The sequence below is a fragment of the Acinetobacter sp. AOR18_HL genome (assembly GCF_027855145.1).
GTDB lineage: Bacteria > Pseudomonadota > Gammaproteobacteria > Pseudomonadales > Moraxellaceae > Acinetobacter > Acinetobacter pittii.
This window is the reverse complement of sequence record NZ_JAKTIG010000085.1, coordinates 1-21,582: the sequence shown is the minus strand read 5'-3', so window position 1 is coordinate 21,582 and position 21,582 is coordinate 1. Positions and strand designations below refer to the sequence as shown.

Below are 21,582 nucleotides of genomic sequence, written 5' to 3'. Positions count from 1 at the left end.
GAAAGATTTTAGTGAATATTTTAATTGCGAATGATGACGGTGTTTTTGCGCCTGGTATACAGGCTTTAGCTGAAGCATTAAGACCACTTGGACGCGTGGTTGTGGTTGCGCCAGAAAGTGAAAGAAGTGGTTTCTCAAGTGCATTAACATTGGATCGACCATTACGCCCCATTCAAATTGCCGAAGATGTTTGGGCAGTGAATGGTACACCAGCAGATTGTGTTTATTTATCCATGAATGGTTTGTTTGATTTTGAGTTTGACTTGGTCGTGAGCGGAATCAATAGTGGTGCAAACTTAGGTGATGATGTTTTATATTCGGGAACAGTAGGGGCTGCATTTGAAGGTCGTTTAATGAAACAACCTGCAATCGCTGTGTCTTTAGCGGGTCCTGATGTACGTGCTTATAACGATAAAGAAGATTATGCTCAGGCTGCTCAGTGGGTACATGATTTTATTGCAAGCGGATTACCAGCTTTGCCTCCGCGACATATCTTTAATATCAATATTCCTGACGTACCGCAGTTAAAAGGGGCGCAGATTACATATCAAGGTCGCCGTGCTCAATCTAAGCCTATTACCAGTCATGTCGATCCACGAGGCCGTCAAGTTTACTGGATTGGTCTAGCAGGTGAGGCGGTTACAGATCCGCAACGTGTTTCTAGCCAGATTCAATCTGATTTCTTTGCCGTTGCAAACGGTTATGTAAGTGTTACCCCTATTCAAATGGATGCAACAAATTACGCTGTTTTAGAAGATTTACAGCTCAGTTTGAGTCAATAATTTGCCTCGAATGTTATAACTTTGTGAATAAAGAAAAAGAGGAACGTGTTTCCTCTTACTTTTTTGGTACTCTTAGCCGAAATGATTTGTAGCATTTAGTGAGGGAGATCAATGCATTTAATTGGGCAACAAAGCAGAGTGCATATCCAAAAAGACAAAATAATGAAAATTATGTTGTTGTCTGTGGCTGTAGGTTTTACCGTTGCTATGGCAGGGTGTGCTTCTAAACCACAAATTAATAATAGTTCTCGCTATGCAATGGCTCCTAACTATTACACAGTTCGTTCAGGTGATACTTTAAGTGGTATCGCAATGCGTTATGGCCTCGACTATATTAGTATTGCCGAAATGAATGATATTGCTCCGCCATATCGTATTTATGTTAATCAGTCTTTGCGTTTGAAGAAAGGTTCTTCACCAAGAACAGTATCTACGCAAGTCATGGCACAACCTGAGCAAATCAAACGTCAAACCATTGCTCTACCAACCACACAACCTGTTACACCAGTAACTCAGCCTACAACGACCGCACCGTCAACGAATACGACAGTGACTTCGGTTGCACCAAATTCTAGTTTGCGCTGGATAAAACCGAATAATGGGCCAGTGATTCAAGGGTTTAATTTGGCAAATAATGTCAAAGGAATCCGTTATGGTGGAAATCAGGGTGACCCTATTTATGCCGCAGCAGATGGTCAAGTTGTCTACGCAGCTGATGGCTTAAAAGAATACGGCAATCTGGTTTTAATTAAGCATATTGACGGCTATATCAGTGCCTATGCCCACAATAGCAAGATGTTGGTGAAAAGCGGTGATAATGTAACTGCTGGACAAAAAATTGCCGAGATGGGCTCTACTGGGGCTTCTCAGGTCATGCTTGAGTTCCAGATCCGTTTGGATGGAAAACCAATTAATCCTATAAATCTTTTACCAAAATAGCTAATGCATAAAACTTAGGTTTCCTCGTATAATATAATTGGTTGCTTTCATTACAACAATAAGCATTTTTTTATAAATTTAGAATTAGATTTGAGGAAACCTATGTTAGATCAGCTTCGTGCGATGGGTGTTTTTGCTTGTGTGGTTGAAAAAAGTTCATTTAGTGGTGCGGCACGTGAATTAGGAATTACAACAAGTGCGGTGAGCCAGCAGATTCGATCCCTTGAGCATGAAATGGATGTAATTCTATTACATCGCTCCACGCGTAAACTTAGTTTGACAGAAGCCGGACAGGCTTTTTTTTCAAGCTGTCAAGAAATGTTGGCGGCTGCTGAACGGGGGAAAATCAGAATTAATGAGTTGAGGGATGACTTAATTGGGGATTTGCGTATCGCAACTACTCCTGATTTAGCAGTTCAGCACCTCATTCCTGCGTTATCTCACTGGATGTCAGCTCATCGCGGTTTATCTGTGCATTTTGAAGTTGGGCATCGTTATATTGATTTGATTGAAGAGCGAATAGATATTGCAGTACGTATGAGCTCTACTCCAGTAGAAGAGAGTAGCTCTGTTATTCCAATGGCTTTTGTAGATCAAATTTTAGTAGCTTCTCCAAGTTATCTAAATCAGTCTAGTCCAATTGTGCATCCTAATGATTTAAGAGATCATGAGTTATTGTCGATCAATGTCATGAACGACGCACATCATTTCCATTTTCACCATGTAAAAACAGGTGAGACACTGAATATTGCAATGCAGAGCCGTTTGCAGAGCAATAATTTACAAGTTGCAAAAGCGTTATGTCAGCAAGGGCATGGTATTGCACGAATTCTATATTTAGATGCTCAAAAAGAGTTAAAAAATGGTTCTTTGATTGAACTCATGCCAGATTGGAAATTACCAACTTTTACTTTGTATGCAGAAGTTGCCAAACATGATCAACAACCAATGAAAATTCAGCGCTGTGTTGAAGCACTTAAACAATATTTTAGTCAATTAGCAGGAGGACGAGCGATTCAGATCGTTCGTTGATTTTGCCACTCTAAAAGTAAAAAGGGCCTGTATTTGACAGGCCCTTTTTTATTACTTCTGTTTTAAGGTTGCAACTTCTTCTACACTTTCTTGCGGCAGATCTTCTGCCGTAAGCTCTTCATGCTTCTTAATTTTTTTCTTATTTTTCTTTTTCTTCTTTGGCTCCTCTTCAATTTCTGCGCCATCTTCAATGGCTTGCCAATATTCGAGTTGCTCCATTACAGCAGCATAAATAGAGTGTTTACTGTACTTACCTTTTTTGTCGAGTGTACCGACAGGGCGGGCCATTAAAATCTCAAGCGCTTGATCAATGGTATCAATCGCATGGATATGGAATTGACCACTTTGTACTGCATCAATTACATCTTGGCGTAACATCAAATGCTGCATGTTTTGACGAGGAATAATGACACCTTGCTTGCCAGTTAAACCTTGTAATTTACAAGCATCATAGAAGCCTTCAATTTTTGCATTTACACCACCAATTGGTTGAACTTGGCCTAACTGGTTCATAGAACCTGTAATTGCCCATGATTGATCAATTGGTATTTGGCTAATTGCAGAAATTAATGCAGAAAGCTCGGCAACTGTTGCACTGTCGCCATCTACTTGCCCATAACTTTGTTCAAATGCAAGCGCAGCAGAGAAATGTAAAATCTGTTCACGACCAAAGTGAGCTTTTAAGAAGCTCGACATAAGTAATACGCCTTTGGCATGTAGTGAACCACCAAGCTCTACACTACGTTCAATATCAAGAATATCGCCGCCACCTTGATAGACTGATGCAGTCAAACGTGAAGGTAAACCAAACTCAACATCTGCATAGTGAATAACAGAGAGGGCATTAATTTGACCTAAACGATGACCGGAAGTTTCGATTAACTGAGTTCCACGCGATAAATCTTGCCAGTAAAGCTCTCTTAAATAGCCTAAGCGATACTGTCTATGTTGTAGTGCCAAGTTAATGTGCTGGTCAGTTACAAGCTTTTCATTAGCTTTAAAAGCATGGTGATGTGCTTCGCGAATGAGGTCGCCCAACGTTGAAGCATGTAACGACAGTGAGCTTTGGTCTTCTGCCTGACGACTAGAGTCGGTAAGTAAAGCTGCTAAAGCACTACGATCAAACGGAAGTAATTTATCCGCTTGTACATAATCAGCAATTAGCTGCATGTAGGCTTGTTCATTTTCGTCATTACGTTGTAATGTATCGGTAAAATCTGCACGAATTTTAAAGACACTACCAAGCTCTGGTTCTACTTCTAAAATTTCATAATAAATTTCAGGTTCCGCCATAAGAACCACTTTAATATCAAGCGGAACAGCAGCAGGTTCAATCGAGATAGAGCCTGTTAACGTCAGCATATGTTCAAGAGAAGAAAGCTTGAGTTGGCCTGATTTTAAGGCGCGCTTTAAACCTTGCCATGCATAAGGCTGTTCGAGTAATTGCTCGGCCTCAAGCATTAAAAAGCCACCATTCGCTTGATGTAGGGCACCTGGACGAATGAGAGTGAAATCTGTGGTAATTGTGCCGTTGTGAGTAAGTTGTTCAACATGACCAAGCAAGTTGTAGTGTGTTGGGAAATCTTCAAAAATAACCGGTGCACCACTGTTTGGTTTGTTTGAGACAATTACATTAGCCTGATAACGTGCTGGCACACGATTGAACATTGCCGGAGCAAAGTCATCTTCTTCTTGCTCTAAAATGAGTTCAACATTATCAATTACATCTTGAGCATATTGTTTTAAATAATCTTCAAGGCCTTTGACTTGACCATATTTATTTAAAATCAAATCCATGCGTGGCTTAACCACTTGAGTCGCGATGTCTCGATTCAACACAGAGACTTTGTCACGTGCGTCATCTTCTAAATCACCTAAATGCAAACCAAGACGCTCGAGCTTTTTATCCATGTAGCGAACATTCGCCGCAATTTCAGCACGTTGCTTCGTATTTAAAGCATCAATTTCTGTTTGAGTCAGTTCTTGCACCTGATCATCTTTTACTTGTACAGGTACAAAGCCATGCTTTTCATTACGGGAGATGAGTTTTAAGTCGAGTTCTTCACCTTCTTTGGTTAACTCGACAAGCGCTTGTTGCTGCTCATCTCCAGTTTCCTCACGGATACGCTCAATACGGTTATGATAGGTCTCCGCACTAAAACGGCGTTCAAGCTGTTTTAAAATAATTTGCCAAGTTTGATGAAGGGCATGTTGAAACTTAGTTCCTTGTCCAGCAGGGAAGCGTAAAGCAAGTGGTTGGCGTGCCTGCTTAAAATTATAGACATATACCCAGTCATCTGGAGTAGGCATTGTTTTCGCATGTTGTTGGAGTAAACGCTTAATCATGGTGCGTTTACCCAAGCCTGCTGTTCCTACTGCAAAAATGTTATAGCCAGAGTAGGGTAAGGAAATACCTGCTTCTACCGATGCTTTGGCACGGTCTTGACCTAAAAAGTTATTAAGCGGTTTTATACGTTTTGTAGAAGCTGGAATTTTTTCAAAATCTGGAATATGTGTTAGTTGTTCGGGTTTTAAGGCTGTTTTATCCAAAGTCATTTTTATATCAGGTTGCTCAAAAGCTGAAGGAAATGCATTTATTGTGACGTTTGTGGTGTTTGTTTTAGCGAGTGATAAAGTTGAGATGGTCACTTGATCAAGTTTTTGTGTCACTGTTGATATCCAGCAAAAGAAAACGAAGGTTGAAGCTTAAAGGTATACAGGTTTAGCATAAAATATCAAGCAAACTTGCCGTTTTTATCGCCAAAACAAAATTGATTGCATAAAGAATCTTGAAAGCAATTGTAAGAAGGGTTTGAATAGGCACATTTATAATTTATGGAAAATAAAAAACGAATGAGTGCTGAATCAAAAGGGTGGAAAAGTTCCTTTATGGCCTTCTTGGATCGCCGAGCAATTATTATGTTGTTTTTAGGCTTTTCATCAGGAATTCCCATATTTCTAATTTTTTCAACTTTATCATTTTGGTTGACTGAGGCTGGAATTAACAGAAGTACTATCACGATGTTCTCTTGGGCAGCTTTGGCTTATTCGTTCAAGTTTATTTGGGCACCCTTGATAGATAAATTACCACTTCCTTATTTAACAAGAAAAATGGGGTTAAGACGTAGTTGGCTATTAGTTGCACAAATTTTGGTTATCTGTGCAATTTGCTTAATGGCATTTACAAATCCCTTACCGAATACTTCTGATTTTGGCTCATTTTCAAATCTGACCATTATGGCAGCAGCTGCTATTTTCCTTGGCTTCTCGTCAGCTACGCAAGATATTATTGTTGATGCTTATCGTATTGAATTAACTGAAGATCCTAATGTGCAAACTGTTTTAGCTTCAACGTATAATGCTGGATATCGTACTGCTACAATCATTACACAATTAGGTGCGTTATTATTTGCAGCTTCACTGGGTACGGCTGTTGGTAATTATATATATGAAGCTTGGCGAACTACATATTTATTAATGGCAGGCCTCATGGGTATAGGAATAATTACAACATTATTTATTCATGAGCCTGAAGTTAAACGTATTCAACATCACTATCAAGCTAAAGACTATTTTCAGTTATTCTCGGTTTTTGTTATTTCAACCATCGTTTTTGGGATTAGCTTTTACCAAATTGGTTTAATTTTTGATTCGTTTTCTATCGAAGATGCTTTTTTAAACTTTCTACTTTTAGTCATTAAATTTTTAATTAGTATATCAATTGCGGTTATTGTAATTTTTGGGTTAATTAAGTTTGGTCTAATTAATAAGAAAATTGTTGTAGAAACATGGTTGTCACCTTTACTAGATTTTTTTAAGCGATATGGATTAAAAGTTGCTTTAGCAATTTTATTGCTAATAGGTTTTTATCGTATTTCAGATGTCGTTGCTGGTGTAATGGCTAATTTATTCTATTTAGACTTAAATTTTGATAAAGAGGAAATTGCTTGGTTTAATAAGTTTTTTGCAATCTTCTTTGTCATATTGGGTGGTTTTCTCGGAGGAATGTTAGCGCAACGCTATAATGTAATGAAAATGATGTTGTTAGGAGCAATTTTAGCAAGCACTACCAACTTGATTTTTGTTGGATTAGTTAAATCTGGCGCTACTATGCAAAATGTTCAAGTTCATATAGGGGATCACACTTATACTACAAGCCCTGATGAAGTGGGAAATTGGTCACTAAAATTCCCGAGTAATACATTGACGTCAGCTCAGAATGAAGTCTCAATTAATTCTCAGCCTGTAGGCTATGCTGAACCTTTAAAGATAAACCTTCCATTAAAATTATTTAACTCAGAATCACAACCAGATATTTATGTTCAAGCAATTGGTGGAGATAATCTTTTATATAAAGATGAACTGAAAAAAGATGTAATTCTTCATGGTAGTTTATTGAATCTACCTAAAAATGGTGAGCTAAAATCAGTTAGTATTTTATCGAATTCACAAAATAAAATAGAAGGTAAGATTAAAGGTAGTGACTGGAATGTTATTATTCCTGGAAATGATCTTGCTAAACTTAATTCAATACAAGTAGTAGCAAATTATGAAGCCAATAAGCAAATACATACTTTAACTTTAAACCATTCTTATCAAAAGCAACTAGAAGAGAATCAACCTCGTTATCGTATGAGTTTATCCGATATTCCAGCGATTCCGATTGATAAAAATGTTGATATCGAATTGAAAGGAAAAGTAGTTGTTCCTTATAGCAAAGTTTGGTTAGTAATGGGCATCATATTTGATAACTTAGCCTCCGGATTAGCTGGGGCAGTTTTTATTGCATTTCTTTCTAGTTTAACTAGTGTGTCATTTACTGCCATGCAATATGCTATTTTTAGCTCGCTAATGCTGTTGTTACCAAAAACGATTGGTGGTTACTCAGGTACAATAGTGAATCATATCGGTTATTCAGGCTTTTTTACGGCTACATTTTTGATGGGATTACCAATTTTATTACTCGTGATTTGGGTGGGTAAGTTGTTGGCTAATCAATCATCAAAATGAAAGTTTTCTAGGAGATAAATATATGCGAATGCTTCATACAATGTTGCGAGTAGGCAATTTAGAACAATCTTTAAAGTTCTATACCGAAGTATTAGGGATGAAGTTACTTCGTAAGCGTGATTATGAAGAAGGGCGCTTTACACTAGCATTTGTTGGCTATGGTGATGAAGAAACCAATACCGTGCTTGAGCTTACCCATAACTGGGATACATCAAGTTATGATTTAGGCAATGCCTATGGTCACATTGCCATTGGTGTTGACGATGCCTACAAAGCGTGTGAAGAAATTAAAGCACGTGGTGGCAAAGTTGTGCGTGAAGCGGGGCCAATGAAAGGTGGTGTTACCGTGATTGCATTTGTTGAAGATCCAGACGGCTATAAAGTCGAATTGATTCAACAAGATGCTAATGCGACAAATAACTAAAAATTGACTGTGATGCTTTAAGAATTAGTTCTTAAAAGCCTAGCTTTATTTTTTTAGCCCAGTATGATGAACGCTTGACCAAATGGTCAATTTATCAACTGGGTTTTTTATTTATCTAGAATAATCATAGGAAATGGCTATGCTGAAGTTATTGGCTCTTGATCGATTTACAGTTTTGTTAGTTGGAATGGTACTACTAGCAACATTTTTTCCAGTCAGTGGTCAAGCAGCTCAATATTTCAATACACTGACCACAGTCGCAATTGCAATTTTATTCTTTTTGCATGGTGCGAAATTATCACGTGAGGCTGTGATTGAAGGTATTTTGCATTGGAAAATGCATTTATTGGTCTTCGCATTTACTTTCTTTATTTTCCCCGTAATTGGTTTGTTGGCTAAGCCGATTTTATTGCCTCTATTAGGCCAACAGCTGTACTGGGGTTTTTTATTTATGTGCTTTTTACCCTCTACAGTTCAATCTTCTATTGCATTTACATCAGTGGCAAAAGGGAACGTGGCGGGAGCCGTGTGTAGTGCATCTTTTTCAAATTTGATTGGTATGTTTATTACACCAGTATTGGTGAGCTTCTTTATTTTAGGCCAAAGCCAACATGGATTTGACCCGACGACTTCAATTATACAAATTACATTATTACTGTTAGTGCCATTTATTTTAGGTCAATTATTACGTCCTTATATTTTCCCTTATATGGCAAAAGTTCCGAGTATTGTTAAAGCATTCGATCAAGGCTCAATTTTGATGGTGGTGTATGGCGCATTTAGTGGAGCAGTGGTTGCAGGGCTTTGGCACCAAGTGAGTTGGAAAACTTTACTCATTCTAACAATTGCGTGTTCAGTACTTTTAACGATTATTATGCTATTAGCACTTTACCTACCGCGTGCTTTAGGTTTTAACCGAGCAGATCAAGTCACGGTTTTCTTTTGTAGCTCTAAAAAAACGTTGGCAAGTGGTGTTCCGATGGCACAAATCTTATTTATTGGTCAGCCTTTAGGCATGATCGTATTGCCTATTATGATCTTTCACCAAATCCAATTAATGGTGTGTGGGGTGATTGCAAATTACTGGGCTAAATCGAAAGATTAATTCGCAAAAGAAAATTATTTGACGTATAATGTTGCCCACTTGTTGTGCTTAGCTCTAACCCTAGAGGTTTCGGTGGGCCAAAAGAATGGTCTGTTGTGGTGTTGATCTGCTCATTTTGAGCCTGTCCTCAACTTAGTTGAGAGTGATCAATTGCGATGACAGCTTAAGCCTTTCTTCCAATTAGGAGTAATCGACGATGCGCGCCGATATTCACCCAAAATATGAAAAATTAGTTGCAACTTGTTCTTGCGGTAACGTAATCGAAACTCGTTCTGCTTTAGGTAAAGAAACTATCTACCTTGACGTATGTTCAGCTTGCCACCCATTCTACACTGGTAAGCAAAAGAATGTAGACACTGGTGGTCGTATCGACAAATTCAAACAACGTTTTGCTGGTATGTCTCGCTCTATCAAGCGTTAATACTGCAACACGAAACAAAAAACGGGCATTATGCCCGTTTTTTGTTTTTCAGTACAAGACCATTATTGGTCTTGTACGTCTGTTAATCGATCAAGTTTTTTCTGGAAATAGCGGCCTTGTAAGAAACGCGTTTCCACATTCCAAGCGTTTGCAAATAGGTTCATATCATCTAGATCACTCAGTAAAATTCCTACAGGTTTTACGGTCAAATAGTTCAAAACCTTTTCTTGTAATCGGGCTAGTCCCTCATCTGATTTTAATAGCTCTGTTTCCTTCGACTGTAGTTTTAAATATTGAACATCAAGTTGCTGCAATATTGATTCACTATAAGTAGAAGAGTTGAAATCCCGAATCGAAATTTCTGCGCCGTGTTGACGCAGGCGAGCTATGTGTTGCTGGGCAATTGCAAGATGAGGCTGAATTGCCTGTTCTGAAAATTGTAAAACGAGTGGGCTTTCAAGCTTACTACCAATAATAGTGAGTAATTTCGAAATGAGTTCAGGGAAAGATTTATCTTTGAGCAAGATATCAATATTCAGGTTAATAATCAGTTTAGCTTTCGGGTACTGAGTAATAAAGTTATGTAGTTGCTTACATGCCTCAACCAAAATCCAGCGATCTAATTGAATAGAAAGTTCACTGTCTTCTCTTAATTCAGCCAAGTCATTTATGTCATACCATTGTTCATCGCTAATAAAACCGCTAGTCACCTCATAGTTATGGGTTTCTTGATCGTGTTTATCGTAGATTTGCTGATATTTTAAATGAATTTCACTTCGAGCTAGCTGCTGCTTTAATTGCTGCAATAACGAAGATTGCAAAGGAGCATCGACTTGCTCAAGGCTTAGATCAAGCGATATAGAAGGTTTAACAGGCTCAGGAGCAATAATATCGACGGTTGGTGCCAACTCAATTTCTGCCTGCGCCTTAGGTAACTCTTGCTGACTTGTTTGAGCCAGTAAGCTTGTAAAGCTATCTTCATTTACAGGTTCAGTAATTGGGACATAGCTCAGCTTAAATTGGATCGAGTAATTAAGCTCATTAATCTTTAATAAATGCTCTTTTTGCAAACTTTGCAGACTAGTCAGTTGGGAGTTAAGGACTGTGCTGTTTTCAGCTTGTAAAATGCCAATATATGCACCAAGTTCAATATTAAAAATCGGCATTTGCGCGTGTTCTTTTAAGAAACTGTGCAGCTGATTAAAATATTGTGCAGGAGTTTGCCAATCTTGTTGAAATACTCGCTCTGGGCACTGATTTAATTTAAATAAAATTAAAGCATTGGCTTGAGCAGGGTAGGTCGATAGTTGTCGATTAATTTGTTGCCAAGGTGCTTGCACACCATAACTCTTTTCTGAAAAAAGTGTATTTGCAGGTGTTGCTAAATTCAGTTGATAGTCAATGGTTAGCTGTACGGCATCTTCTTCCTGACTAGGAATAAACTCTAGTTTTAGAGCATTGTTACCTGCGATTGCTGCATGTTGACTCTGAATTTCAAAACGGGCCTGATCAAATTGGCCTAATGAAATTTTCTTAAATCTTTGTTTAAAAACATTTAAATCATCAGGTTGTAAAACATCTAAAATCGGTAGACCAATAATCTCGTCTTCTTGTTTAAACCCAAAAAGGTTGAGGTATTCTGTATTTGCCTTAACATGCATCCCTTCTTGAAAAAGGGCAACAGCTTTATGGCTATTGTTGACCAATGTTTGTGTATGGGAGTGAATTGTTTCTAGCTCATTTGTTAGGCGTTGTTCAGTCTGCAATAAGTGGCTATATGACAAGGTCCGAATAAGAGTGATATAAAAATAATCTAATGGTTCTAATGGAACTACATCATAGATACCTTTTTGAATATAAGTCTGATATTGCTGAGGCTGATAATCTTCAGGTTGTAATAATAAAACAGGTAAATTTGGCTGCTCAGATGCTTGAATGAGGGAGAGAGTTTGTTCAATTTTTAGGTCATAAGCACGACCAAAAATAATAGCATCCCACGGCGTATTTAACTGTTTTTCAAAACTTTTTAAATCATCAAGTAATAACGCCTGAACTTGATAATCATTCCCCAATAATAAATTTAAAATCTGGTTATAACGTAGCTGGTTGTCATCAATAATGAGTAAACGTGTTTCAGTACGTTTTAACTTTTTAGATAATAAAGAGTTTCTCACTTTAGTGCTTCCCATAAATCTTGAGTGCTAGAGTTATTACCCTTTTTCATCATGAACTGATCAAGCAGACCTTGTTGCTGCTCATTCAAAAGCTCGAAATGAAATTGAATAAAACTTTGCGTAATGAGTTGTGCTTTGAGTAGATACACTTTGATTTCTTCTGTCCCCAATCGTAAATGAATTGTTTGTTGCTCTCTAAAAATTTGAGAGCCCGGTAAAATAAGCGTATTTTGTATTTCTTCTAGATTTTGTGTTTGTAGTAATAGTGCGGGATGATAATTGCGAGTATGGCGCTCAGCTTGAATATGCACTGAACAAGGGAACATGGCTTGCGACAAAATTTCTAAACCTAACTCTAGGGACTTTTCTGTCGATTGTTTAATCCAGCGAATTACACCGCCACGCCATTGTCCATGCAAAGTTTCTTTAACTAAAATATATTCGCCAGTTCTTAAGTTTTTCGGTGCTTCGCCAGACCATTTAATACGATATCCATTGACACTAATATCGAGAACGGTGGTTTGATAAATGGTTTTGCTTTCACGACTCAAGCGTTGATAAGAGCTTGTTTGTTGTTCTTTTTTCTCTAAGTTGGATAAAACTTTAGCTTCGCTTTGTAAATTATAGTTATGGTTAAGCTGTAGCGTTTCTTCGAAGTTTTTTGCTTTCGATAGATAGAAATGGGCAGTGCTTAAACCAAAACAAATTTGAAGCTCTGCATTGTACTCATAACGTTCATGACGACGTTGAGCCGTGGTTCCTAGAATCGTTTGAACATGAAATTTTAAAGCAGGGCTTAAATAAAACTTTTCATTCTTAGAAATATATTGAGCATTTCTATGCATGGTTGCAGTGACATGCTCAAGTAAAGCTTGCGTACCGATGAAGATGCTAGGGTTAAAGTTAGAGCTACGCTTTGTATTATAGACAGGTGGATGGTCTTTATTTGGATCGACCACATATTTCGTTAACGCGGTATCTTTCGGCAAAATATGAATCATTCTTGCCCAGTCAAAACTACATTGAAATAATGCCTGAATTTCTGACTGACGAATCTGATTCGTATTTAAAATATCCAGCAAAATCAACTGAGCATAAGCTTGCGTAATATTCGCTAAAGGGTGTTGTATGCCCTGAATATGATTGATATTGATGAGATGGTATTTGTGTTGAACTGCGGTTTCATATAGCTGATGCGCAATTAACCATTGCCCTTTAAGGGGCTCACTATAGAGCATATGCTGCTGATAGAGGAGATTGGTTAATTGTTGCAGAGCATGAAACGTCGATAAGATACGCGCCGTTTGCAAATTCTTTTTTTGCTTATAGGCAAAGAGTGAAAACTTTTGATGCTGTAGTTGCTCATGACTATTTTGCGCAATATTTAAATAAATACTGGCGAAATAGCAGCGGAGCAACATCGCTAATTCAATAATGTGCTCATTACGATCTGTACTAATCACGCCTTGGTTAAAGAAGTTTTTCTCTAGGCTGGCGAGTACATTGTTAATGGTCGGATGAAGCGTTTGTATGAGGTCGAAACGTAAGGTTTCACTACATTTTAATTCATTGAGCTCTAAAATGGCTGTGAATAATGCTTTTGACGTATCACCGAGTTGCATAATAGAAAGGGTAGTGACCCATTCATTAAGATCTTTAATATTGGCTTCACAAAAGCTTAACCGTTCACGAGAGAGTTCGGTTTGATTGTGAAAAATGTCCGACAGCGCATTATTCATCATCACTTATTATATAACTCAAAAAGTTGTAGCCCCAAAAAGCGGTGTTTTATTCTTTTCGCCCGCAATTTCCCTGACGAGTTTAGGAACCAAATACCCCGGTAGGTTCGCTAACACGTCACGATAGATATCATCTATCTTGGATGATTCTAAATCAAAATGTTGTGCACCTTTTACTTTATCTAAAACATGTAAGTAATAAGGCATAACGCGAGCTTCAAATAAACGATAACTTAAATCAATTAACGTCTGTGCAGAGTCATTGACACCCTTAAGCAATACTGCCTGATTTAGTACAGTAATGTGATGGTCAGATAACTGCAACAATTTTGAACAAGTAAAGTCATCGAGTTCAGAAGCATGGTTTGAGTGTACCACCAGAACTATACGCAGCCTACTGTTTTTTAATAAAGAAATCAGCTGTTCGTCGATCCGGTTAGGAATAACAATTGGGACTCGTGAGTGAATTCTCAGAATCTGGATTTGTTTGAGAGATGATAGGCGTTCTAACCAAAGTGCTAATTTACGGTTAGAAAGCGTAAGCGGGTCACCACCACTCAAAATGATCTCGTTAATGTTCGGGTTTGCTTCAATATAGTTTTTAATATTTAGCCAATCTTCATTTTTTGGCAAATTTTCTTGATAGGGGAAATGACGACGGAAGCAATAACGGCAATGTACGGCGCAAGCACCAGTCAAGGTTAATAAAAAACGCGATTTATATTTATGTAATACACCCGGTAATTGATTTGCTGCTTCTTCGCCTAATGGGTCAGTCACAAACTCAGGATGTTCTTCGAGTTCTAAATGATGAGGTAATACTTGTAGCAAAAGCGGGTCAAGCGGGTTTTTAGCGTTCATTTTTCCGACGAACGCACGAGGAACACGCAATTTAAACTTTTCAGAAGCCAGAATCGCACCCGATAATAGCTGTTCTGAGGATAACTCGAGTAGGCTTAGCAATTCCGAAGGATCAGTAATAAGGTCACTCAGTTGAGATTGCCAGTTTTGCTCTTGGTATAAATAGTTTATCATTTGACACGATTAAGATAATGCAACAACGCATTATATCGCATAGTTGACTTGTTAAGTTTGGAGTGTGCCTTTCATGGCCTATTATTCTACAAATGATTTCAAAGCAGGCCTTAAGGTTATGCTTGATGGTAACCCATGTTCAATCATGGAAAACGAATATGTAAAACCAGGTAAAGGTCAAGCGTTCAACCGTGTAAAATTACGTAACCTTAAAACCGGTAAAGTATTAGAAAAAACTTTCAAATCAGGTGACTCTTTAGAAGCAGCTGACATCGTTGAAGTTGAAATGGAATACCTATACAACGATGGTGAAATGTGGAACTTCATGGATCCTGTATCTTTTGAGCAAATCGCGGCAGACAAAATTGCTATGGGCGATGCTGCTAAATGGTTAAAAGACGATTCAAATGAAAAATGTACAATTATGTTGTTCAACGGCGTACCTTTAACAGTAAGCCCACCGAACTTCGTTGTATTGAAAATCGTTGAAACTGATCCGGGTGTACGTGGTGATACATCTGGCGGTGGCGGTAAACCAGCTAAGCTTGAAACAGGTGCGGTTGTTCGTGTTCCGTTATTTGTTCAGCAAGAAGAAAGCGTTCGTGTAGATACTCGTACTGGCGATTATTTAGAGCGTGCATAATAGTTAAAAAATACACTATTATCGAAGGGATGATGTAAATCATCCCTTTTTTTATGCGAAAGTATAAGAGGAAAAAAGAAAAAGGAGGAGTAGAGTCACAGGGATTAAGAGAAACAGTACATAACAATATAAAAATGCTGTAGTTATTTATTGAGAGGTTAAGAATGGACACAATGCAAGCGAAATCTACGCTTCCCTCCAAGCTGGTCTGGAGCCTAGTGGCAATAATAGGTGCAATTTCTTTTGGGATGCTGGCACTCAGTCGTGGTGAACATGTCAATGCGGTTTGGCTTGTACTTGCTGCAGCATGTGTATATAGCATCGCATATCGATTTTATAGTCTATTTATTGCAACTAAAGTATTTGAATTAAACCCAAGACGTTTAACCCCAGCACATCGCTTGGCCGATGGTCTGGATTATGTACCCACCAATAAATATGTGCTTTTCGGTCACCACTTTGCTGCAATTGCAGGAGCGGGGCCGTTAGTTGGACCAATTTTGGCTGCACAAATGGGCTTTTTACCAGGAACGATCTGGTTATTGGTCGGTGTGGTTCTGGCGGGTGCGGTACAAGACTTTTTAGTTTTATTTATTTCAACACGTCGAGACGGTCGCTCACTTGGTGAAATGGCAAAACAAGAACTCGGTTCTTTTGCCGGTATTGTGGTCATGCTTGGTGCGCTTGGAGTAATGATTATTATCCTTGCTGTACTGGCATTAGTTGTGGTGAAAGCACTTGCCCATAGTCCATGGGGTGTTTTCAGTATTGCAGCAACCATTCCAATTGCATTGTTTATGGGCGTTTACATGCGTTTTATTCGCCCGGGACGTATTGCCGAAGTTTCTATTATCGGCTTCGTTTTAATGATGCTTGCCATTGTTTATGGTGGACAGGTTGCAGCAGATCCATACTGGGGTGAATTTTTCACTTTAACAGGAACACAGCTCACATGGTGCTTAATCATTTATGGATTTATCGCATCAGTTTTACCAGTCTGGTTGTTGTTAGCACCACGTGATTATCTATCAACATTCCTTAAAATTGGCGTCATTCTTGGCTTGGCCGTTGGTATTGTGATTGCATTACCTGAATTGAAAATGCCAGCAGTGACTCATTTTATTGACGGTACTGGCCCTGTATTCTCAGGTAGCTTATTTCCATTCCTATTTATTACCATTGCCTGTGGTGCCATTTCTGGTTTCCATGCGCTTGTATCAAGTGGTACAACACCAAAACTCGTTGATAACGAAGCTGACATTCGTGTGATTGGTTATGGCGGCATGCTCATGGAATCTTTCGTCGGTATTATGGCGATGATCTGTGCAACTGTCTTAGACCCGGGTGTGTACTTTGCAATTAATGCGCCTGCGGCTGTACTCGGTACAACTGTAGAATCTGCGGCAGAAGCTGTGCGTAATTTAGGATTTGTTGTTACGCCTGAAATGCTAACCGTGTTGGCTCAAGAAGTAGGTGAAAGCTCAATTCTTTCACGTACAGGTGGTGCGCCTACCTTTGCGATTGGTATGGCACATATCATTTCTGAAATTTTTAACAGCCGCCAAATGATGGCATTCTGGTACCACTTTGCTATTTTATTTGAAGCATTATTCATTTTAACTGCTGTCGATGCGGGTACTCGTGCTTGTCGCTTTATGGTGCAAGACACTGTGGGTATTGTTATTCCTGCGGTTAAATCTTCAAGCTCATTCTTTGGTAATTTGCTAGGTACTGCTGTTGCGGTAGGTGGATGGGGCTTCTTCGTCTATCAAGGTGTGATTGATCCGTTAGGTGGTGTCAATTCACTCTGGCCTTTATTTGGTGTGGGTAACCAGATGTTGGCTTCAATGGCACTCATTTTGGGTACAGTCATTCTGTTTAAAATGAAAAAAGAAAAATATGTATGGGTAACGATTTTCCCAACAATTTTCTTGTTCATTACCTGTATGACTGCGGGCTGGCAAAAGATTTTCCACGAAAATCCAAAGATTGGTTTCTTAGCACAAGCGAATAGATTTTCAGATGCGATTGCGCGTGGTGAAATTCTTAAACCAGCAAAAACACTTGAAGAAATGCAGACGATTGTGATGTCAAACCAAATCAACGCTGCGCTTTGTGGCTTCTTCATGATCGTTGCGATTGTGATGGTAATTGCTGCAATTGGTATTGTGCGCCGTGCATTAGCAAGCCCGACACCAACTGCTCATGAAGCACCAGCTGTATATGCTGATCCGAAAGTGGTCACCCCACGAGGAGAGTAATGATGAATTTTAAATTTGCAAAAAATGGAACTGTCATTATTGCGAAAATCATCAAAATGACAGTGCTCTCGCAAAAAGAGCTATTACTTTCTCCAAAGAATTGGTCGCGCATTGCAACCTTGTGGCAGCGTTTGCAGCAAAGCTTCCGACTGATGGTTGGGGTTCCAGACTATCAAACTTATCTGGAGCACATGAAAGCCCATCATCCTGATTTAACTCCAATGGATGCGACGACTTTCTACCGTCATTGTGTTGATTCGAGATATCCATCGGCAGGTGGTAATTTAAAGAAATGCCCTTGTTAAGTTGAGATTAATAGTCAGCTAAAGAAACGGTATGTGGTTAAACCATGTACCGTTTTTCTTTTTTGGAAAATGAAAAAGAGTTTGCTTAAAGTCTGCTCATTTGTATTTTTTTCGATGGCAAATCACTTGTTTTGCTTTTGAAAAATGAATATTATGCTTTCCATTCTAGGTGTATAGCTCAGTTGGTTAGAGCGCTACGTTGACATCGTAGAGGTCTCCAGTTCGAGTCTGGATATACCTACCAAGATATTAAAATCATATGAACTCGCATAGCTTTATATGATTTAAAAAAGCCCTAAATTATAATGATTTAGGGTTTTTTTATTGTTTTTATAAATTAATTTCAGTTTCTATATTCGCCTAAAAGAGAAATTTCATTTCTTAAAAGGCTGAAGCAGTTTGGAGCTTTTTTAATACCGAATGTTTTAGATAACGATAAATTCTTTATTAATAATTAAAATTAGCGAAGTACCTCCTATTTGAGGTACTTCTAGGATCTATATTTATGCAAAAAAAACTTCCAATACCAGATAACTTACCAAATCATTTAACGGACATTTTTTATCATATCAATATAAATTTGCCTAAAGGTGATTTAAAAGAAACTGTAGAGCTGGATAAAGCAATAAATCAAGTTAACGCAAGTGATGTATATGCTTTACAGGATTATCCTCTGCATAATTTATCTGAATATGCGGGTTGGGCTCTTAACTCAGAAACAACTCAATCTGCAAGTAAAGATAGCCCTTTATTAATTACTCATTGGTACTATTGGGGGCAACAGCTTTATAGATCTATTAATCCGTATAAATTAGATCTAAAAACTCCAAGTTTGTTAGAAATTCCTGCCTATACAAAATTACCAGAGTCTTTAGATTCAGTGATTGCTGAACAAGATGAGAGATTAGATCTCTCTGATACCGATGCTAAAAAAATTACTGGTTCTATTCCTGCCATGCATGGTGTTATCCCAAAGGGCAGTATATTTAAACAAGGCGATGTGATTCTAAAAAAAGATGAGAAACTGACTCCTGAAAAATTAATTGTTTTAAGACGAGCGGGAATCAAAGAATTATCTATATATAAAAACCCCAAAATTCTCATTATAAGTATGCATTCTTTTGATAAAGAAGAAATGAGTGAGGAAAGTCTGTATGTTAAAGATGTCTTGAAAACATGGGGCTACGAGCAGGTAGAAATCAAATCACTCAAACCTGAACGTTTTGATGCTGCATTTAATAATCTTAAAAAAGATAATGACCCAGCTTTAGATGACTCATTAACGACGAGCAGGGACGATTATATAAAGTTCTTTGAAGAACAAAACTCAAACTTTGATGTCATTCTTTGCTGCACATATCAAAATAATCGTTCTTCTTTATTCCAGCTTGAAAAACTTCCAATCTTTGATCAAAGCAGCATGTCATCGGCCTTGAATACACGTTGTATACCAGCTAATGAAATTAAAATTCTTAAAGGCCAAGATAGGACTCCACCTAGCCGTGAGACTGTGCAGATATATGATGAAAGCGGTAATCATAAAGGTATGCGTGTAGTCGTTACAGAAGACAAAGCGACTATTATTAATTTACCGGGTGACATTCAAGATATTGCGATTCTGATGCATGCTTTTGTGAAATATATTTTGAATAAGCACATCTCAGACTTTTTTGATCATGCTTACTTTAAAGGTAAAACTGACATAGAAATTGTTCCTAATGTGACAAATAGAAAGTTGTTATGGGGGTGTTATAAGGCTCAAGAAAATGGGGAATATGTATTGGAAATTATTGAGCAACAACAGTCATATCAGATAGAGCCATTTGTTAAAGCGAATTGTATTGTGATAGTACCTTTTCAAGAGCAGACAATTGCAAAAGGCACTGATTTATATTTTATGAAAATAGGTTAAGTCTAATTTCTATTTATAATTTAATTGAGCGGTGTAACCTTTAAACTTGTTAAAAGGTTACAACCTATAAAGTTATAGCTGCCAAAACCTCACCTTTATAAACCCCACTTTAACAATAACTATCTCATTATTTATCCTTACTTTTTAATGATCTAATTTAAAACAAATGTCATTTTGTGTGCTTGACTGCTAAAGGGCAGAGCACTATCCTTTGCCTGCTGGCCACATTGCCAGGCAGTTTTGACAGACTGCTCATGAACTTCCGCATCAGAGTTATTCTTTCTGAGGTATAACTTTGTGTGGTGACTACTCGTCCCTTTGCCGTAGCGGTAGGATGATCTGACCCCATAAAGTTGGACAGTTAGTTAAGCAGTTTTTAAAAACTGGTTTCTATATTGTACAGGGGATAAACCTTGTAGCTTCACCTTGATTCTCTCATGATTATAATAATGAATGTACTCTCGTATAGTTTTCTCTAACTCATCAGTTGATTGAAATTTTTCACCATGAAAGCACTCCGATTTTAATATTCCAAAGAAGCTTTCTATTACAGCATTATCTAAGCAATTTCCTTTACGAGACATACTTTGAATTAAACCATGTTGCTTTAATTGCTGTTGATAATGAGCCATTTGATATTGCCATCCTTGATCTGAATGGAGAATTGGTTTCTCATGTCGCTTAAGTTTAGCTAAAGCATGAATGAGCATATCTTTCACTAACTCATAATTGAGTTTACGTTGGATCCGGAAGGTAATAATTTCCCCATTAAATAAATCTATAATTGGTGATAGATAAAGTTTTTCACCGTTAACATTAAATTCCGTCACATCAGTTGCCCATTTCTGGTTGGGACGGTTCGCTTTAAATTGCCGTTGCATAATGTTATCGGCCACCATCCCGACACAACCACTTTTATATGAGCGATATTTTAGTGCTCTGATACGTGATTTAAGTCCCATAGTTTTCATAAGACGATATACACATTTATGGTTGATTATTATTCCTGTACTTTTCAGAGCAAGAGTAATTCTACGATAGCCATAGCATCCCTTATGCTTGTGATATATGGACTTGATCTGCTGTTTTAACTCAGTATATTTATCCTTAGAGCGTACAGCTTTCATGTGATAGAAATAAGTACTACGAGCGATCTTGGCAATACTGAGTAAGAGCTTTAATGGATAAATTTGCCTTAATTCTGAAATAACTTGAACACTGTCTGCAGTAGAAATTGAATTTAGGTACGTTGCTTCAGTTTTAAGGCTTTTAGCTTTTTTAAAAAGGCAACCTCTGCTCGTAAAGCGGTCACTTCATCAATGAGCTCCTGCTGAGATTTATCTTTGTCATCTTTTACAGACTTGGTTATTTTAGTTTTATCTTGTTTAAGCATATTGGTATAAATCCTCGTGGTATTAAACCCAGCAATCCCTTCTTTATGATACTGAGCTAGCCACCTTCTTAAAATTGACGTCCCGCTCAGATTTAACCGTCTTCTAACTTCTCTTACCGGTATCTTATCAAGAAGCATTTGTACAGCCTTGATTTTAAATTCGGAAGAGTAGTAGGTTTTTTTAGTTTTAACATTCAGGCCATCTTCACCTTGTGCCTTATAGTTTTCAATCCATAAGCGGATGGTTTGGAGATCTACATTAAATTCTTGTGAAAGGATTTTATATCCTTTACTTCCCTCTAAATAAGCTTGAATGACTTTTAATTTTAACTCTTTTGAATGCTTCGGAATTGGCATAGAGCACACCTCATAAGTTTTAAAAGTCTAACTTATGGGGTGCAGTTCAG

General features: G+C 37.9%; 17 protein-coding genes and 1 tRNA gene. 12 read left to right on the top strand and 6 right to left on the bottom strand.

What is annotated here, in order from left to right; all coding sequences use genetic code 11:
* Positions 1–11: 11 nt before the first annotated feature.
* The 3 genes from surE (at position 12) to MKL51_RS20510 (ending at position 2,753) form a co-directional block, all read left to right on the top strand.
* Positions 12–782, top strand: a complete 771-nt coding sequence (surE, locus tag MKL51_RS20520; protein WP_017480620.1) for a 5'/3'-nucleotidase SurE — start codon at positions 12–14, stop codon at positions 780–782.
* A 111-nt stretch (positions 783–893) separates the two neighbouring features.
* A complete protein-coding gene (locus MKL51_RS20515) occupies positions 894–1,721 on the top strand; it encodes a peptidoglycan DD-metalloendopeptidase family protein (RefSeq protein WP_002119027.1) in 828 nt (275 codons plus the stop codon).
* 102 nt (positions 1,722–1,823) lie between these two features.
* Positions 1,824–2,753 (top strand): LysR family transcriptional regulator, encoded by a 930-nt coding sequence (locus tag MKL51_RS20510; RefSeq protein WP_032007353.1) that lies wholly within the window; start codon positions 1,824–1,826, stop codon positions 2,751–2,753.
* A 51-nt stretch (positions 2,754–2,804) separates the two neighbouring features.
* Here MKL51_RS20510 and MKL51_RS20505 read toward each other — a convergent pair whose 3' ends face one another.
* Entirely contained in the window at positions 2,805–5,423 is a 2,619-nt protein-coding gene (locus MKL51_RS20505; protein ID WP_005067989.1) for a Lon protease family protein, read from the bottom strand.
* 165 nt (positions 5,424–5,588) lie between these two features.
* On the opposite strand from MKL51_RS20505, the gene MKL51_RS20500 reads away from it, so the two are divergent.
* The 4 genes from MKL51_RS20500 (at position 5,589) to rpmE (ending at position 9,713) form a co-directional block, all read left to right on the top strand.
* The gene (locus tag MKL51_RS20500; RefSeq protein ID WP_032007352.1) at positions 5,589–7,763 is read left to right on the top strand and encodes an AmpG family muropeptide MFS transporter; all 2,175 of its coding nucleotides are present in this window, start codon (positions 5,589–5,591) and stop codon (positions 7,761–7,763) included.
* Positions 7,764–7,785: 22 nt separating this feature from the next.
* Entirely contained in the window at positions 7,786–8,187 is a 402-nt protein-coding gene (gloA, locus tag MKL51_RS20495; RefSeq protein ID WP_005067992.1) for a lactoylglutathione lyase, read from the top strand.
* 133 nt (positions 8,188–8,320) lie between these two features.
* Positions 8,321–9,292, top strand: a complete 972-nt coding sequence (locus MKL51_RS20490) for a bile acid:sodium symporter family protein (RefSeq protein WP_080973456.1) — start codon at positions 8,321–8,323, stop codon at positions 9,290–9,292.
* Between the two features lie 196 nt (positions 9,293–9,488).
* Positions 9,489–9,713, top strand: coding sequence for a 50S ribosomal protein L31 (gene rpmE / locus MKL51_RS20485; protein ID WP_001200845.1), 225 nt, complete (start codon positions 9,489–9,491; stop codon positions 9,711–9,713).
* A gap of 62 nt (positions 9,714–9,775) precedes the next feature.
* Here rpmE and MKL51_RS20480 read toward each other — a convergent pair whose 3' ends face one another.
* The 3 genes from MKL51_RS20480 to epmB are packed head-to-tail and all read right to left on the bottom strand — an operon-like array spanning position 9,776 to position 14,661.
* On the bottom strand, positions 9,776–11,887 hold the full coding sequence (locus tag MKL51_RS20480) for an EAL domain-containing protein (protein WP_080973457.1): 2,112 nt from the start codon (positions 11,885–11,887) through the stop codon (positions 9,776–9,778).
* Positions 11,884–13,629: a hypothetical protein gene (locus tag MKL51_RS20475; protein ID WP_032007348.1), complete on the bottom strand. Its 1,746-nt coding sequence runs from the start codon at positions 13,627–13,629 to the stop codon at positions 11,884–11,886. Before MKL51_RS20475 ends, MKL51_RS20480 begins: the two co-directional genes overlap by 4 nt.
* Before the next feature lie 15 nt (positions 13,630–13,644).
* On the bottom strand, positions 13,645–14,661 hold the full coding sequence (epmB, locus tag MKL51_RS20470; RefSeq protein ID WP_005067999.1) for an EF-P beta-lysylation protein EpmB: 1,017 nt from the start codon (positions 14,659–14,661) through the stop codon (positions 13,645–13,647).
* Positions 14,662–14,734: 73 nt separating this feature from the next.
* Between epmB and efp the strand changes: the two genes are divergently transcribed.
* From efp to MKL51_RS20445, 5 genes are all read left to right on the top strand, one after another.
* Positions 14,735–15,304, top strand: coding sequence for an elongation factor P (gene efp / locus MKL51_RS20465; RefSeq protein ID WP_002118666.1), 570 nt, complete (start codon positions 14,735–14,737; stop codon positions 15,302–15,304).
* A gap of 164 nt (positions 15,305–15,468) precedes the next feature.
* On the top strand, positions 15,469–17,565 hold the full coding sequence (locus MKL51_RS20460; RefSeq protein ID WP_005068001.1) for a carbon starvation CstA family protein: 2,097 nt from the start codon (positions 15,469–15,471) through the stop codon (positions 17,563–17,565).
* Positions 17,565–17,870, top strand: a complete 306-nt coding sequence (locus tag MKL51_RS20455) for a YbdD/YjiX family protein (protein WP_000980869.1) — start codon at positions 17,565–17,567, stop codon at positions 17,868–17,870. The genes MKL51_RS20460 and MKL51_RS20455 overlap by 1 nt, the downstream gene beginning before the upstream one ends.
* 167 nt (positions 17,871–18,037) lie before the next feature.
* Positions 18,038–18,114, top strand: a tRNA-Val gene (locus MKL51_RS20450).
* A 261-nt stretch (positions 18,115–18,375) separates the two neighbouring features.
* Entirely contained in the window at positions 18,376–19,782 is a 1,407-nt protein-coding gene (locus MKL51_RS20445) for a molybdenum cofactor biosysnthesis protein MoeA (protein ID WP_032007337.1), read from the top strand.
* Between the two features lie 365 nt (positions 19,783–20,147).
* On the opposite strand, the gene MKL51_RS21105 is transcribed toward MKL51_RS20445, so the two are convergent.
* Both MKL51_RS21105 and MKL51_RS21100 read right to left on the bottom strand, forming a co-directional pair.
* Positions 20,148–20,990 (bottom strand): IS3 family transposase, encoded by an 843-nt coding sequence (locus tag MKL51_RS21105; RefSeq protein WP_230445321.1) that lies wholly within the window; start codon positions 20,988–20,990, stop codon positions 20,148–20,150.
* 32 nt (positions 20,991–21,022) lie between these two features.
* Positions 21,023–21,532: a helix-turn-helix domain-containing protein gene (locus MKL51_RS21100; RefSeq protein WP_002120495.1), complete on the bottom strand. Its 510-nt coding sequence runs from the start codon at positions 21,530–21,532 to the stop codon at positions 21,023–21,025.
* Positions 21,533–21,582 lie beyond the last annotated feature (50 nt).

What these genes read in the sequence shown, in the direction of transcription:
- MKL51_RS20500 (WP_032007352.1), top strand. Translation starts at nt 5,589, where the DNA reads ATGGAAAATAAAAAACGAATGAGTGCTGAATCAAAAGGGTGGAAAAGT.
- MKL51_RS20510 (WP_032007353.1), top strand. Translation starts at nt 1,824, where the DNA reads ATGTTAGATCAGCTTCGTGCGATGGGTGTTTTTGCTTGTGTGGTTGAA.
- epmB (WP_005067999.1), bottom strand. Translation starts at nt 14,661, where the DNA reads ATGATAAACTATTTATACCAAGAGCAAAACTGGCAATCTCAACTGAGT.
- efp (WP_002118666.1), top strand. Translation starts at nt 14,735, where the DNA reads ATGGCCTATTATTCTACAAATGATTTCAAAGCAGGCCTTAAGGTTATG.
- MKL51_RS20455 (WP_000980869.1), top strand. Translation starts at nt 17,565, where the DNA reads ATGATGAATTTTAAATTTGCAAAAAATGGAACTGTCATTATTGCGAAA.
- MKL51_RS20445 (WP_032007337.1), top strand. Translation starts at nt 18,376, where the DNA reads ATGCAAAAAAAACTTCCAATACCAGATAACTTACCAAATCATTTAACG.
- MKL51_RS20475 (WP_032007348.1), bottom strand. Translation starts at nt 13,629, where the DNA reads ATGATGAATAATGCGCTGTCGGACATTTTTCACAATCAAACCGAACTC.
- MKL51_RS20460 (WP_005068001.1), top strand. Translation starts at nt 15,469, where the DNA reads ATGGACACAATGCAAGCGAAATCTACGCTTCCCTCCAAGCTGGTCTGG.
- MKL51_RS20515 (WP_002119027.1), top strand. Translation starts at nt 894, where the DNA reads ATGCATTTAATTGGGCAACAAAGCAGAGTGCATATCCAAAAAGACAAA.
- MKL51_RS21100 (WP_002120495.1), bottom strand. Translation starts at nt 21,532, where the DNA reads ATGCCAATTCCGAAGCATTCAAAAGAGTTAAAATTAAAAGTCATTCAA.
- MKL51_RS20490 (WP_080973456.1), top strand. Translation starts at nt 8,321, where the DNA reads ATGGCTATGCTGAAGTTATTGGCTCTTGATCGATTTACAGTTTTGTTA.
- rpmE (WP_001200845.1), top strand. Translation starts at nt 9,489, where the DNA reads ATGCGCGCCGATATTCACCCAAAATATGAAAAATTAGTTGCAACTTGT.
- gloA (WP_005067992.1), top strand. Translation starts at nt 7,786, where the DNA reads ATGCGAATGCTTCATACAATGTTGCGAGTAGGCAATTTAGAACAATCT.